At 70.6% G+C, this 14,509-nt stretch carries 10 protein-coding genes; 5 read left to right on the top strand and 5 right to left on the bottom strand.

What is annotated here, in order from left to right; genetic code table 11:
- Nucleotides 1-317 precede the first annotated feature (317 nt).
- Nucleotides 318-3,194, bottom strand: coding sequence for a DNA polymerase III subunit gamma and tau (locus tag ON30_RS01180; protein ID WP_040703395.1), 2,877 nt, complete (start codon nt 3,192-3,194; stop codon nt 318-320).
- A 462-nt stretch (nt 3,195-3,656) separates the two neighbouring features.
- On the opposite strand from ON30_RS01180, the gene ON30_RS01175 reads away from it, so the two are divergent.
- The 3 genes from ON30_RS01175 to ON30_RS01165 all read left to right on the top strand — a co-directional run bounded on the left by ON30_RS01175 (nt 3,657) and on the right by ON30_RS01165 (nt 7,477).
- Nucleotides 3,657-4,481, top strand: coding sequence for a hypothetical protein (locus ON30_RS01175; protein ID WP_040703491.1), 825 nt, complete (start codon nt 3,657-3,659; stop codon nt 4,479-4,481).
- Between the two features lie 78 nt (nt 4,482-4,559).
- Nucleotides 4,560-6,797 (top strand): MMPL family transporter, encoded by a 2,238-nt coding sequence (locus ON30_RS01170; protein ID WP_040703394.1) that lies wholly within the window; start codon nt 4,560-4,562, stop codon nt 6,795-6,797.
- A gap of 44 nt (nt 6,798-6,841) precedes the next feature.
- Nucleotides 6,842-7,477, top strand: coding sequence for a TetR/AcrR family transcriptional regulator (locus tag ON30_RS01165; RefSeq protein WP_245553893.1), 636 nt, complete (start codon nt 6,842-6,844; stop codon nt 7,475-7,477).
- A gap of 6 nt (nt 7,478-7,483) precedes the next feature.
- Here the strand turns inward: ON30_RS01165 and ON30_RS01160 are convergent, their stop codons facing one another.
- On the bottom strand, nt 7,484-8,404 hold the full coding sequence (locus tag ON30_RS01160; protein WP_040703392.1) for a neutral zinc metallopeptidase: 921 nt from the start codon (nt 8,402-8,404) through the stop codon (nt 7,484-7,486).
- Between the two features lie 362 nt (nt 8,405-8,766).
- Here ON30_RS01160 and ON30_RS01155 point away from each other — a divergent pair, with 362 nt between their 5' ends.
- On the top strand, nt 8,767-10,389 hold the full coding sequence (locus ON30_RS01155) for a DUF2207 family protein (protein ID WP_040703391.1): 1,623 nt from the start codon (nt 8,767-8,769) through the stop codon (nt 10,387-10,389).
- Between the two features lie 60 nt (nt 10,390-10,449).
- On the opposite strand, the gene ON30_RS01150 is transcribed toward ON30_RS01155, so the two are convergent.
- The 3 genes from ON30_RS01150 to ON30_RS01140 form a co-directional block, all read right to left on the bottom strand.
- Nucleotides 10,450-11,718, bottom strand: a complete 1,269-nt coding sequence (locus ON30_RS01150) for an ROK family transcriptional regulator (RefSeq protein WP_083911067.1) — start codon at nt 11,716-11,718, stop codon at nt 10,450-10,452.
- Between the two features lie 384 nt (nt 11,719-12,102).
- The gene (locus ON30_RS01145; RefSeq protein WP_040703388.1) at nt 12,103-12,810 is read right to left on the bottom strand and encodes a DUF8020 domain-containing protein; all 708 of its coding nucleotides are present in this window, start codon (nt 12,808-12,810) and stop codon (nt 12,103-12,105) included.
- A 113-nt stretch (nt 12,811-12,923) separates the two neighbouring features.
- The gene (locus ON30_RS01140) at nt 12,924-13,508 is read right to left on the bottom strand and encodes an HhH-GPD-type base excision DNA repair protein (RefSeq protein ID WP_040703490.1); all 585 of its coding nucleotides are present in this window, start codon (nt 13,506-13,508) and stop codon (nt 12,924-12,926) included.
- Nucleotides 13,509-13,631: 123 nt separating this feature from the next.
- Here ON30_RS01140 and ON30_RS01135 point away from each other — a divergent pair, with 123 nt between their 5' ends.
- Nucleotides 13,632-14,480 (top strand): methyltransferase domain-containing protein, encoded by an 849-nt coding sequence (locus ON30_RS01135; protein ID WP_373282465.1) that lies wholly within the window; start codon nt 13,632-13,634, stop codon nt 14,478-14,480.
- Nucleotides 14,481-14,509: the final 29 nt, after the last annotated feature.

Here is a 14,509-nt window from a genome sequence, read left to right as displayed (position 1 = left end):
TTCGCCCGCCCGAGCGCTCTGTGCACCGTCGTCCGCGCATGCGACGCGGTCGCGGCTGACCTCGCCGACCGGCCCCAGGACCGACCGTCCGTATTCAATTCACGGCGCGGGCACCCGGTCCTGCGTGGTTTCGCAGGACCTCGCTCACGTCGTATAACGCTGTACAAAACTCGGCATGCGGCTGCCGGCGCACGTCATGGACGCCCATGCGCATGGGCCTACCATAGAACTTCGCCGAACCAGAGTTCGCGGCCACCCGCTCATACTACCGTGGCGTGCGAACTCCGGTTAACTTAACGTCCTGGAGGCGGTGGTTGTCAACCATCCAGCCGTGTGGCCCCCAGCTCAGTTCGCAGTAATTCCAGAGCGACCTCGTCCGGGTCGCGCCGATCCTCCGGAGCCACCGGTCGCGCCGCCTCGGCGAGCATCTCCCGCTCCTCCTCCGGCGTGGGGTCCCCGGCCACCGCCTGCGACGGACGGTCGTAGTCCGCGACCGGGTCCGGCGGCGCGAAATCGCCCGGCCCGGGATCGTCCGGCAGGTCCGGGAAATCCGGCGGCGGGATGTCGTCGTCGCCCGCGGGCCGCGGCTGGTCGGCCGGTCGCCGCGCCCCGTTCTGCGGGGCGGTCCGGTTGGCCTGGCTTGGCCGCGAGAACCGCGGCGGCGCGGACTCGGTTCCGCGCGTCTCGCTCTGCTGCTTCGCGGGCGCCGACGCCGCCCCGCGCGAACGGGCGGGTTGCGCGGGCGCGCTCCTGACCGCCGCACCGCTCTCCCACCGCACGTCGAGATCGCGGCCGAGCACCGCCCGCACCGCCGACCGCACCGCGTCCAGATTCCGCGGCTCCGACAACCGCTTCGCCAACGGCGCGTGCTGATGGGCGAACACGATCGCCCCACCCTCGACCCGCGCCACCGACGCCCCCGACAGCAACGCGTGCACCGCGGCCCCGTGCTCACGCACCTTGGCCCGGATCTCCGCCCACGCCCCCTCCACGGCCTGCGACAACTCCGTCTCCGCCCCGCCGGCGGAGCTCTCCACCGCAGAGGCGGCATCCGCCACCGGCAAGCCGGACTCGGCGGCATCCCCACGACCTGCCGCTACACCGGAACCAGTTGCGCCGCCACGACCTGCCGCACCGGGATGGCCCGCATCCGCCCGGTCGGCCGGTGCACCGGAAACATCCACACCGGCTCGACCTGCTACGCCGGAACCGCCAGCATTCACCTGGTCGACATTGGAACCGCCCGCACCCGCCCGTTCCGCAGGCGCGCCGGACCGAGCGGCATCCACGGTCGCCGCTCCGTCGGCGGGCGCGACAGGATGACGAACGGCGTCCGCCACCGGGCCACCGACCTCCGTCGAGCGATCCACCGCGGGCTCGTTCGCGGGCGCTGCCGGGACCTCCGACCCGGACGACGCCTCGAAGGCCGACGACCCCGCGCCGACGGAAGGCGTTCCCTGCGCGACAGCCTCGGACCGCGCGGCCCCGGCAGGAGGAGAAGGTGTAGCGGTAGCAGTGTCCGCGGCGGTCGACGTAGCGGACGCTGGAGGCGGCGTCGTGGAGGTCGACGGCCCGACGGAAGCGGTCACATCGGGCGCGGACGATTGATCCGCGGAGGCAGAAACCTGCTCCGCACGCCCGGCTGATCGATCCTCCTGCTCGAACGATCGGTCCACAGAGCCGGACGATTGATCCACAGGCGCGGCCGACTGATCGGCGGCGGGAGCCTCGACCGCGGGGGACGGCCGCTCAGCCGAACCGGCGGAGTTCTCAGCAGCGACGGCGGACGACCGCTCGACGGAGGCGGAAGGGCGCTCAGCCGACGCGGTGGGCCGCTCGGGGGCAGCGGGCGACGCTTCGCTCCCGGAACGGTTGCGCATCGCCTCGGCGAGCATTTCCGCCCCTCGGCGGGGGCGTGCGCCGGACGACGCCGCGCTCCCGCCAACGGCACCCGCCGCACCGGACGGCACCCCAACGGACGGCGACCCGGCCGGCACGGCCCCCGGCGTCGTACCGGCCGGCGCGGCGGCGATCGCGCCCGTGGCCACTCCGCGTTCGAGTCGTTCCAAGCGTTGCAGGGTGGCGGATTCGGCGTCGGAGACCGAGGGCAGCAGCATGCGGGCGCACACGACTTCGAGCAGCAGGCGGGGCGCGGTGGCGCCGCGCATCTCGCCGAGTCCGGCGTGCAGTAGTTCGGCGTAGCGGGTGAGGGTGGCGGGCCCGAGGCGCTCGGCCTGGGCGCGCATGCGGTCGAGCACGTCGCCCGGACCGGCGACCAGTCCGCGTTCGGTGGCGTCGGGGACCGCGCGCATCAGGATCAGGTCGCGGAAGCGTTCGAGCAGGTCGACGGCGAAGCGGCGCGGATCGTGGCCCGCTTCCATCACCCGGTCGACGGTGGCGAACAGGGCGGCGCCGTCGTCGTCGGCCAGCGCGCCCACCGCGTCGTCGATGAGGGCGACGTCGGTGACGCCGAGCAGCGAGACCGCGCGCGCGTAGGTGACGCCCTCGGCGCCCGCGCCTGCGAGCAACTGGTCGAGCACGCTGAGGCTGTCGCGCGGCGAGCCGCCGCCCGCCCGGATGACCAGCGGGTACACCGCTTCCTCGACGGGCACGCTCTCCTGTTCGCAGATGCGGCCGAGCAGTCCGCGCATGGTGGCCGGCGGCAGCAGGCGGAACGGGTAGTGGTGGGTGCGCGAGCGGATGGTCGGCAGCACCTTGTCGGGTTCGGTGGTGGCGAAGATGAAGATGAGGTGGGCGGGCGGTTCCTCGACGATCTTGAGCAGCGCGTTGAAGCCCGCGGTGGTGACCATGTGCGCCTCGTCGACGATGAACACCCGGTAGCGCGATTCGGCGGGCGCGTAGAAGGCCCGGTCGCGCAGTTCGCGGGTGTCGTCGACGCCGCCGTGACTCGCGGCGTCGAGTTCGATGACGTCGAGGTTGCCCGGACCGCCGGGCCCGAGCGCGACGCAGGAGGCGCAGACGCCACACGGCGTGGAGGTGGGGCCCTGGGCGCAGTTCAGCGATCTGGCGAGGATGCGGGCCGAGGAGGTCTTGCCGCATCCGCGCGGGCCGGAGAACAGGTAGGCATGACTGATCCGCCCGGTGTCCAGGGCGGTGCTCAGCGGGTCGGTGACGTGCTCCTGCCCAACCACCTCTGCGAACGTTGCCGGTCGGTACTTCCGGTACAGAGCCACGGCCAGAGGCTACCGGCGGGCACCGACAGAGGATCATTCGCCACCGCCGTCGGGCCCACCCGCCGACCACGCGGTCAGATGTGACGCAAATCACTAACCGCGACGGAGCCGGTTACGCGCGCCGGTTCCGGCCGCACGGCTCGCCGGAGCGACGTTCCCGAACCCTTCCAGCAAACCTCGCGGGAGAATCCACATCACCGCCAGCATTAGCCCCGAATTGGTCAAACGTATAGCCCGCTTTTGCGGAAATTTTCGGATGTAACGAATCGGCCGCTAAAAGTGACAGTCGCCCGGGAGCCTGGCTACCGTGGTTATCGGCAACTTCGGTAGCCAAACCTTCATCAGGTTGGTGGCCCCGGCCGGTCCCTCATCCCGGCCGGGGCACAACCTGAAATCATTACCCGCATCGTCCTCGGGTGCCGCTACCGCACTCCCACCGCCTTCACCGGAGGAATGTGCCACGTGCCGTCTCATGACGACATCGCCGCAGCCTGGCTCTCCAATACCGATTTCGCGGGCGATCCCGTCGCGGTCGACCTGCTGAGCCGCGCCATCAGCCCGCAGGATTTCGCGCTCAAGCGCGATTCGCTGCCGGTGGCCGCCGCCGCCGATCCGTCGACCGCCCAGGCCATCCTGGAACTGCTCGAACGTCGCCAGGTGCCCACGATGGCGGCGATCCGCACGCTGACCACGCAGAACGAGATGCGGCACGAGGCCGAGCGGATCGAGCGACTCGGCCGCCGCGCGCAGCGCAGCATCGACGATTTCGGCCGGGTGCTGGCCGGTCTGGCCGACGAGCACTGGACGCGACACGGCACCGGTCCGATTCGTCGGGATGTGCTGAATTCCGAACCGGTCATGGCGTTGATCCGCGACCGCATCGGCGATGTCGCGCCCAACGCGGTGAAACATCTGTGGCTGATCGAGCGGGCCCAGCGCGCGGGCTGGATCGCCTCGAACGCGAATCCGCAATCACTGTGCGCGGGGCGTCGATTCCACGCCGCGAAATTCGGGAATCGGGTGTCGCTGCGGCCGGTGAATACCATCGGCACGATCGTCGCGGGATATCTCGCTGATTATCGGAATCGCGCGGACCGTCCGCCGCGCTGGTCGACGGTCGCGCACGAATTGCGCGATGACCGGGGCCGCCGCGTCTTCCACGACACCGCCGACGCGATCACCCAGCAACTCTGGTTGCAGACCGCCGAGTGGATCGACGTGGAGGACGGTCGCCCGGTTCCCGGTCGGCGCGGATTGCGTGCGCTGGCCAAACAGGCGCGTCGCTGAACTTTCCGTCGCGGGGCCTCGACGCCAGTAGGTTAACGGCGTTACTCTAACGCCGTTAACCTACGAGGGGAGCGTTGGATGTTGACTGCGATCGCGCGATTCGCCACGGGGCGACCTCGCGCCGTCCTGGCCGGGGCGGCCGTGCTGGCGGTGCTGTGCGGCCTCTTCGGCATCACCACGGCGGGTCACCTGAAGGCCGGTGGCTTCACCTCGACCGACGCCGGGTCCACCCGCGCGGCCGACCTGCTCGCCGACAATTTCGACGGCGCGGCCCCCAACTTCGTCCTGCTGGTCGAATCCGAGGCCGGGGTCGACGCGCCCGCCACCCGCGCCAGGGGCGGCGAAGTGGTCGACGCGTTGCGCGCCCGTACCGACGTGCGCGGCGTGCAGTCCTACTGGAACGCGCCCCCCGCCCTCGCGGGTGCGCTGCGCGGTACCGACGGTCGCAGCGCGCTGATCGCCGCCTATCTCGTCGGCGACGAGACCGAGATCCAGCGCACCGCGGGCGAGATCGCCGACCAGGTCACCGGCACCGTCGACGGCGTCACGGTGCGGCAGGGCGGCCTCGCCGCGATCTACCACGACGTCAACGAGCAGACCACGCGCGACCTGGCGGTGGCCGAGGCCGTCGCCATCCCGCTGTCGATGATCGTGCTGGTCCTGGTGTTCGGCAGTCTGGTCGCGGCCTCGCTGCCGCTGGCGGTCGGCCTGTTCGCGATCGTGGTGACGATGGCGATCCTGCGGCTGTGCACGATGTTCACCGACGTGTCGATCTTCGCGCTCAACCTGACCACCGCGATGGGCCTGGCGCTGGCCATCGACTACAGCCTGTTCATCGTCAGCCGCTACCGCGAGGAACTCGACAACGGCCGCGACCCGGTCGGCGCGACCATCCGCGCGGTGCAGACCGCCGGTCGCACGGTGCTGTTCTCCGCGTTGACGGTGGCGCTGTCGATGGCGGTCATGCTCGTGTTCGACCTGTACTTCCTGAAGTCGTTCGCCTACACCGGCGTCGCGGTGGTGGCCGCGGCCGCCGTCGCGTCGATCCTGGTGCTGCCCGCCGCGCTGGTCCTGCTCGGCCACCGCGTGAACGCCGCTGACCTGCGTGTTCCCCTGCGCCGCCTGCTGGGCCGCGATCCGCATCCCGCGCCGGTGCCGCTCGAGCAGAACGGCTGGTACCGCCTGGTCCAGGTGGTCATGCGGCACGCGGCGCCCGTCGCGATCGTCATCATCGCGGTGCTGCTGACCTTGGGCTCGCCGTTCCTGTCGTTGAAGTTCGGCTACCCCGACGACCGCGTGCTGCCCGCGAGCGCGCCCGCCCACCAGGTCGGCGACTCGATGCGCGAGCAGTTCCCGCAAGCCGACCCGGCGGCATCGACCACCGTCGTCCTCGACGGCTATCGCGGGGATCAGCAGCGGATCGAGCAGTTCGCGGGCGAGTTGTCCGGCATCCGGGACGTGCAGGCGGTGCTGTCCGCGGCGGGCATCTACGTCAACGGTCAGCGGGTCGCGCCCGCGCCGCCGGGGATGGCGAACGAATCGGGCACCTACCTCAGTGTTTCCACCCGCCTGGACCCCTATTCCCCCGCCGGACAGGATCAATTGGACGAGATCCGGGCCGTCTCCGCGCCCGGCCCCGCGGTCTACGGCGGGGCCGCCGCGGTCAACGACGACTCCCTGGATGCCCTCGCCGCGCGAATGCCGTTGGCGCTGGCCCTGATCGCGTTGACGACGCTGATCGTGCTGTTCCTGTTCACCGGCAGCGTGGTGCTGCCGATCAAGGCGCTGCTGCTCAACACACTGTCGCTGGCGGCGGCCTTCGGTGCGATGGTGTGGATCTTCCAGGACGGGCACCTGTCGGGGCTGCTCGGATTCGTCCCGGTCGGTTATCTGGTGCCCACGATGCCGATCCTGATGTTCTGCCTGGCGTTCGGCCTGTCGATGGACTACGAGGTGTTCCTGCTCTCGCGGATCCGGGAGGAGTGGCTGGCCACCGGCGACAACACCCGCGCGGTCGCCATCGGCGTCGCCAGGACGGGGCGGATCTTCACCGCCGCCGCGCTGCTGATGGCGATCGTGATGGGCGCGCTGGTCACCTCGAAGGTGGCGTTCATGCAGATGATGGGTCTCGGACTGACCTTGACGGTGCTGGCCGACGCGACGATCATCCGCGGTCTGCTCGCCCCGGCGCTGATGCGTCTGCTGGGGCCGCTGAACTGGTGGGCGCCGAAACCGCTGGTCCGTCTGCACGAGCGGATCGGCCTGTCCGAGGCCGCCGAACCGCCCCTGGAACCGGTGAGCGTCGGGCGCACATGATCCATCCCCGTCGACCCCGCTCGCCCCGTGGCTCAGGCGCCCGATTGCGCACCGAGATCCTCGACGCGACCGCCGAACTGCTGGCCAAGCGCGGACACGCCGACCACGTGTCGATCCGCGACGTCGGCCGCGCGGTCGGGGTCAGCGCCCCGTCGATCTACCGGCACTTCGCCGACAAGGACGAACTGCTGGAGGCGGTGGTGGCGCGCGCGTTCGAGGAGTTGTCGGTCGCGATGCGCGCCGCCACCGATCCCGCGCAACCGCCGATGTACCGGTTGCGCGACCAGGGCACCGCGTATGTGCGCTTCGCGCTGGATCATCCGGCCCAGTACCGGGTCGCCACCGCGCCCGCCGAACAGGGCGGGGCGGTGGACCGGGTGCTGACCAGCGGCGCGTTCCACCTGTTCACCGAGACCATCCGGGAATGCATGGACGAAGGCACCATCGCCCCCGGCGATCCGACGCCGATCGTGTTGGAGATGTGGGCGGCCGCACACGGTATCGCCTCGCTGGTCATCGCCCGGCCGTTCCTGCCGTGGGGCGTGGTCGAGCGGACGGCGGAGCGGGTGATGGCCGCCGCGTGCGTCGGCCACGCCGTCCTCGACATCATCGGCGAGACCGAACCCGCCGTCGTGCAACGCTGGCTCGACCAGGTCAGGAACGACCCGCCCGCCGGATGAGCGCGCTCAGCTCACCGAATTCGCCGAGGCGCTGAAGGTGTTGCACTGCGCGGTCAGGTTCCGTTCGACGCCCTGCTCGAACCAGTTGCCGCTGTTCTCCGGGGTGCCGTGGTCGCGGGAGTCGCTGGCCGCGTCACCGCGTCCGTTGGCGTCGCGTTTGGCGAGGGAGATCTGCGCGTTCGACAGAGATCCGCCTTGGGCCGAGGACCCCAGGTACATCCCGTTGAAGCACTGGGCCTGCAATTCCACCCGCCGCGACAGTTCCAGTCCGCGCGCGCTCCTGGTGCCCGCGTCGACCCGTTCGGCGTTGGCCTTGCGCAGGATTCCGGACATGGCCTGCACGTGGTGGCCGTACTCGTGGGCGAACACCGACAGGTAGACCACCCAGTTGTCCTTGAACAGGTCGGTCTGCAACTGGCTGATCGGCATGTAGATGGTCTTGTTGGCCGGGCAGTAGAAAGCCGCGAAGTTGGTGGTGGTGCCCGTGCACGGCGTGGTGATCCCCGCGGTGCTGGCGCTGACGTTGAGCGTCGGCGGCTGGAACGGCAGGTCGACCTCGGCCAGCACCGGTTTCCACGCCGATTCCAGGCAGCCCGCGGCGGTTTCGAAGAAGGTGCGCGCGGTGTCGACGTCGGTGCTCCACGGCGAATAGTCGCAGTCGGCGGGGAGCAGGGTGGCGTCGGTGTCGGTGAGCAGCGGATTGGTGGCCGTCTCGGCGACGCCCGCCGGACCGTCGGAGTCGAAGGTGTGCGTGGGGTTCGGGCCGTCGGCCGCGTCGTCGAGGGCGACCGTGCGCACCGCGTTCAGCACCAGACCGCCCGCGACCAGCACCACCACCACGATCAGCAGGGCCAGCAGGCCGCCGCCGCGTTTACGCGGGCGCTGCGGCGGACGCCCGGGCGGACCGTAGGGCATCGGCGCGGGCATCGGCGGACGGTAACCGGGCTGCGGATAGCCGGGCGGGGCGCCGTATCCGGAGGCGGGACCGTAGGGCCGGAACCCCGGCTGCCCCTGGGGCGGCTGGGGTCGGAACCCCGGCTGCTGCGGTCGATATCCGGGTGGCGGCCGATGACCCGGAGGTGGCGGCACCGGGCGCCCGCCCGGTGGATACGGTCCGGACCCGTACGGTGGCTGCGACACTGCCCCGTACCCCCTCGTCTCGAATGGTGGCCGACAGTTCTGGTCAGCGACGTGCCCTCGGCACCGGGTGATCGCGCCTGCGCCGCGTCCTCCCGGCCCGTCGCCGCACCCGCTGACGAAGGATAGCAACCTGTCTAGAGTAGGCAGCCATGCTGACTTTTCGGGGGGCCGCCGCGAGCGCGCTGATTCTGGCGGCTTCGGTGACGGCGGCGGCCCCACCCCTGCACGCCCAGCCCGCCCCCGCGGGCGTCACCATCACCGCTGATCTGACCCTGGATCGCGCGGGCGTGCTGAAGGTGGTCGAGACGGTGAACGTGCCCGAGGGCGACCGGTTCACGATGGCGCTGCCGCTGCGGTTGCAGGTCAGCGACGACGTCGAGCGGATCTTCCGGGTCACCGATGTCGACACCCAGGGGCCCGGCACCGCGACCGTCGCGGGCGACCGGTTCTCCATCGAGGCGGGCCCCGGCGAATCGACGTTCACCTACGCCGTGCACAACACGGTTCGCGACGCGCCCGGCACCCAGGTCTTCCGCTGGTTCGGTGTGGTGAACACCGATATCGCCGCGATCAGCGCCTCGGTGATCGCGCCCAGTTTCGAGATGGGCATCGTGGACTGCGAACTCGGTCCGCCCGGAAACGTGCGCCCCTGCGCCGACGTCCGCGTCGAGGCCACGGGCGTGCTCTACCTGGAGCAGACCGACGTGCGCAAGGGCGACGCCATCGACCTCACCTTGCAGGTGCCCACCGGCACCGTCCCCGCCAACGCCGACATCCGCCGCGACGAGCCCGGACCGTTCGCGCTGAGCGGTCCGGTGTGGCTCGCCTTCGGCGTACTGCTGGCCGTCCTGGCCGGAATGGTCGCGTCGGTGCTGCGCGCGCGTCGCGAGAACGCCGCCGCCACCGCGGGTTCGGAGGTGGTCGACCCGCTCGAACGCGACGGCGGCCAAGTCCGGTTCGTCTCCCCCGACGGCATCCTGCCCGGCGAGGCCGGCCTGCTGCTCGACGAGCACGCCGACCCGGTCGACATCGCCGCCACGGTGGTGGATCTCGCCGTGCGGCGCTATATCTGGGTCACCCCGATCGGCGCCGACGCGGGCGCCAACGACTGGCGCATCACCCGCGTCAACGCCCCCGACGACCAGTTGCGCTCCTACGAGACCGCCGTCTACACCGCGCTGCTCCCCGAGGGCGTCGACGCGGTCACGGTCGCCGAACTGCGTGCGCCGGGCCGTATCTCGCCGTCGAAGATCCGCGCCGCGATGGTCGCCGACTCCGTCGAGCGCGGTACCTTCGCTGACCGGTCCCGTCCCGGCCTGCCGGTCTACCTGGGCGGCGCGCTGATCGCGGTCGGCATCGCCGCGGGCCTCGCGCTCGCGTTCACCGCCGGGCACGCGCTGGTCGGCCTGGCCATCGCGCTGGCGGGCGTCGCGGTCCTGCTGCTGCCCAACTACCTTCCGGTCCGCACCGTCTACGGCCGCGAACTCGCCGGACGGGTGCGAGCGCTGCAACGCGGCATCGAGGCCACCCGCCGCGAACAGATACCGCCCGACGACCAGGAGACGGTGTTCTCGCGCGCCCTGCCGTTCACCGTCATCGCGGGCCGGGTCGACAACTGGGTCAGGACCTTCCGCGACCTCGATCCGGCCGCGGACTCCCAGCCGGGACTGTACTGGTTCGGCGGTTTCGACCGCGACACCAACCTCCAGCGCTTCGCCGGTCACTTCCCGTACTTCATCACCACGTTGGAAGCGCTCTTCGGCGATCGGTGACCCGGAACGCGACGCGGGGCCGGACCTCGAAAGGTCCGGCCCCGTGCGACGTTCGAAGGACTATTCGGCCGGTGCGAGCCTGCGCATCGCGGCCAGCGGGTCGGCGTAGATCGCGCTCAGCGACGTCACCACCGCGGCGAATTCCTGCACCTTGCCGCCGAATCCGCTGATCCGGATATCGGTGGGCGGCAACGTCGAACCCTGACGGAACGCGTCGGCGACGTGCGCCAGCGCGGGCCGGTAGGCCGTGAACGCCTGACCGCCCAGGATGACCCGGTCCGGGTTCAGCATGTCGCGCACCATCGCGACGGTGTGACCGAGCATGGTCGCCCGCTCCGCCAGCAACTCGCGCGCCGATTCCGAACCGCCCTCGGCCGCCCGGTACAGGTCGGCGATGGTCGACCCCGCGGTACCGTTGTAGGCCGGGATGATCCCGCGACCGACGGCGCGGGCGTGCAGCGCCCGGTCACCGACGGTGACCTCCAAGCAACCGCGCCTGCCGCAGGTGCATTCGACATCCGAGCCGGTCGGCAGGTGCGCGATGGAACCCGGGCCGTTGCTCGGGGTGTGGACGCGCCCGTCGAGGGTCACGGCGATGCCCGCGGTCTCGCGGACGTAGAAGTAGAGGCTGCTGCCGCGCTCGTGGCCCTCACGCGGTTCCGGGGTGGGTAACAGTAATTCGGAGGCGGCCATGGCCTCGACGTGCGGCGCCACCGAGACCGGCAGTTCCAGCACCTCGCCGAGCACCGCGCCGACCGAGGCGTTGCTCCACTGCAACTTCGGATGTTCCACCACACCGGTGTTCGGGTCGACCCGGCCGCCGATGGCGACGCCCGCCCACAGCGGCTTGCGCCGGTGCCACCGCTGGAGGAACGCCTTCGCGCTGCGCGCCACGGTGTTGGTGGCGAAATCCTGTCCGGTCTGCGGGGTGGCGATGGCGAGTCCGCCGAGGATGCGTCCGCGCAGGTCGGCGGCGACGATCTTGGTGACGGCCGCGCCGATGTGGATGCCGAGGGTGAGATACGCCTCGTGGTCGATCTCGAAGGGAACCCGGGGGCGTCCCACCGCACCGGAGGCGGTCAGGTCGGGGCGCTCGCGCAGCAGTCCCGCCGTCAGCAGTGCCGAGACCTGACGGTTGACGGTGGCGATGCTCAAACCCGTTGTGCGGGCGGCGTTGTCACGCGACACCGGCCCCGCGGTCGCGGAGCGCAACACGGCGGCGGCCGGGTTGTCCGCGATACGAAGTTCCGGGGGGATAACTGGACGGACGGTACGGGCGCGGCCGGAGGCAACCCGAGAAGCGGATCGCTCGAGGATGGGGAGGGACATATGAAGATTCCTTGCGTCGTCCCGGACGACATCCGGGACAGGCCAACACGTGCGGCGACGAGGCAGCTTGCGGGCCGGCGCGGGGCTTAGCTCAGCTGCGGCGGCAGGAACGACACAGTTCGCGAGTCAACGGCAACCGGAGCCCGAGGGCGGCGGTCACGTACATGACACGCAGCGGGGCGGGATGGTTGCTGGACATAAAAAAACGGTAACACCCGATTCGGCGGTATACCAACCCTTCGGGCTATTTCGGTGTGCCAGGACACAGTAAAACACCAGGTCGGACGGCGCGTCGCCGCGCGTGTCGGATACGCCGACGACCCCGCCGCTCCGTGGAGCGACGGGGCCGTCGATTGGTTTCGCTCGGTACTACTCGAGCGCGTACTACTTGGGTGCGTTGAAGGGCGCGTTGATCGTCGTGAAGTACTGGATCGCCGCGGCGATGGCCACCGGCGCGGTGATGAAGATCTGACCCACCAGGGTGCCGATCGCGCCGACGGTCAGGATGCCGGTGACGCAACCCAGGGCGGCCGCCGGGACGAACGGACCGAACAGGCCGACGATGGTCGCCGAGGCGATGCCACCGCCCGCGATGGCGCCGAGCACGCAGCCGATGCCGCCGCCCGCCAGACCGCCGACCAGGGTGCCGACCGCGGCGCCCGCGCTGATGGTGCTGGTCAGGCGGTTCCAGGCCGCCAGTTCCCGGTCGTACTCGTTCTTCCAGGGCGCCTTGTCCTCGAACGGCAGGGCGACCGGCTTGTAGACGGCCTTGTCCACGGCCAACTGCGGGGTCAGCGTCGCGGTGTTCCCGGCGATCTCGGCCGCGATCGGGAACTCGAACTCATCGATACGGAAGGCCAACTCGGTGCCCGCGACCGTGGCGCCGTTGGCGGCCTTGATCTTCAGGGCGTTGTCCTCGACCACCAGCGACCCGGAATCGATCGTGATGATCGACTGCGAATCGGTCGCGTGCGCGGAGAAGCCGATGGCCTCGGCCTGCTCGGGGGCGGGGGCCGCGCCCGCGCTTCCCGCCGCCACGCCGGTCGCCACGGTCAGCAGCGCGGCCACGACGGCCAGTTTCCTCATCCTCATGTACGTGCATTCCCTCATCTAGAACTGGCTTGCGAGGGCCAAGCATCACCGAGAAAACACCGGTGGACGAGGAAAAAACGCAGCACGATTCCAATAGCCGACCAGCGCCGGAACTATTTACCCGCCGTCTCCTTGGCGGCCGCCTTCATCTGCTTCTTGAAGGCCCGCACCTCGAGCAGCGACTCGGCGTCGACGATATCGGCCGCCGAGCGCCGCGACCCTTTCTCCGAATACGCCCCCGCCGCCTTTTCCCAGCCCACGGGCTCGACACCGAGCTGTTTTCCGAGCAGCGCGAGGAAGATCCTGGCCTTCTGGTCGCCGTATCCGGGCAATGCCTTGAGGCGACGCAGCACTTCCGCGCCGTCCGGGTCGCCGTCGGTCCAGATGGCTTCGGTCCGCCCGCCGTAATTCTCCAGGACGAAACGCGCGAGGTTCTGGGTTCGGCGGGCCATCGAACGGCCGTATCGATGAATGGCGGGCGGGGTCGAACACAATTCCTCGAAGGCGGCGGTATCGGCCGCCGCGATGCGCTCGATGGCGAAACCGTCCATGCGGTCGGCGATCTTCTTCGGGCCGCGGAAGGCGTGTTCGAGGGGATACTGCTGATCCAGCAGCATTCCGGTCAGCAGGGCGAAGGGGTCGGCGGACAGCAGCGCGTCCGCCTCCGGGTCCTGCGCCAGACACAGTTGGACGGTCACCGTCGGTCCTTTCGCCGTGGTCGGGGCACCCACACGACTACGATCATCCCATCGGGCGCTACCAGTGAGTCACATCACAGTCTTGCCGTGCGGGTGGCAACGCCCACGCGTAGGCTACGCGCCATGCCGCAGACGACCGCGATCCCCAGGGACGGACTCGGGCCCATGGACACTTTCACCCCTCGCCCCGATCGCTTCGACAGCGCCGGACACGACCAGTTGATCGACGTCCGCGATCTGCAAGCCGCACTGCCCGGCATTCACCGGCTACGGACCTGGGCGCACGAGGCGCTGGCACTGCGGCCCGGCGAATCCGCCGTCGACATCGGCTCCGGCACCGGGTCGGAAGTCCTCGCCTTCGCCGAAGCCGTCGGCCCCACCGGCACCGCGGTCGGTGTCGAACCCGACCCCAACCTGCTGGCCTCCGCCGACCGCAGGGCCGCCGAAGCGGGCTCCAACGCCCGCTTCCACTCCGGTGACGCCTACGGCCTGCCCTTCGGCGCGGGCGCCTTCGACGCCGCCCTGTGCGAGCGGGTGTTCCAGCACCTCACCGCGCCCGTGCGCGCGGCCAACGAGATCGCCCGCGTCCTGCGCCCCGGCGGCCGCGCCGTCGTGGTCGACGTCGACTGGGGCACCGCGATCCTGCACCCCGGCGACGTCACCGTCGTCCGGCAGATCATCGACACGCTCGCCGCCGCCACCACCAACCCGCGCTCCGGGCGTCGCCTGCCCGGCCTGCTCACCAGGGCGGGCCTGGTCATCGACGACATCGGCTCGCACGCCCTTATCCAGGACCGCGAAGTCGGCGCGGGCTCGCTGGTCACCCGCATCTCCGCGATGGCCGTGGCCCGCGGCGCGATCACCGAGCCGCAGCGCGACCGCCTGCTCGCCGACCTCGCGCGCGGCGCCGAGACCGGCGACATCCACCTGTCGGTCACCATGTTCGCGGTCCTCGCGCACAAACCGAACTGACCGCGACGGCGGGCGCGTCCGACCGCGCC

The organism is Nocardia takedensis NBRC 100417, from assembly GCF_000308695.1.
In the GTDB taxonomy this organism is placed as follows: domain Bacteria; phylum Actinomycetota; class Actinomycetes; order Mycobacteriales; family Mycobacteriaceae; genus Nocardia; species Nocardia takedensis.
The sequence above is the reverse complement of the archived record's forward strand: the minus strand, read 5'-3'. Positions and strand labels throughout refer to the sequence as shown.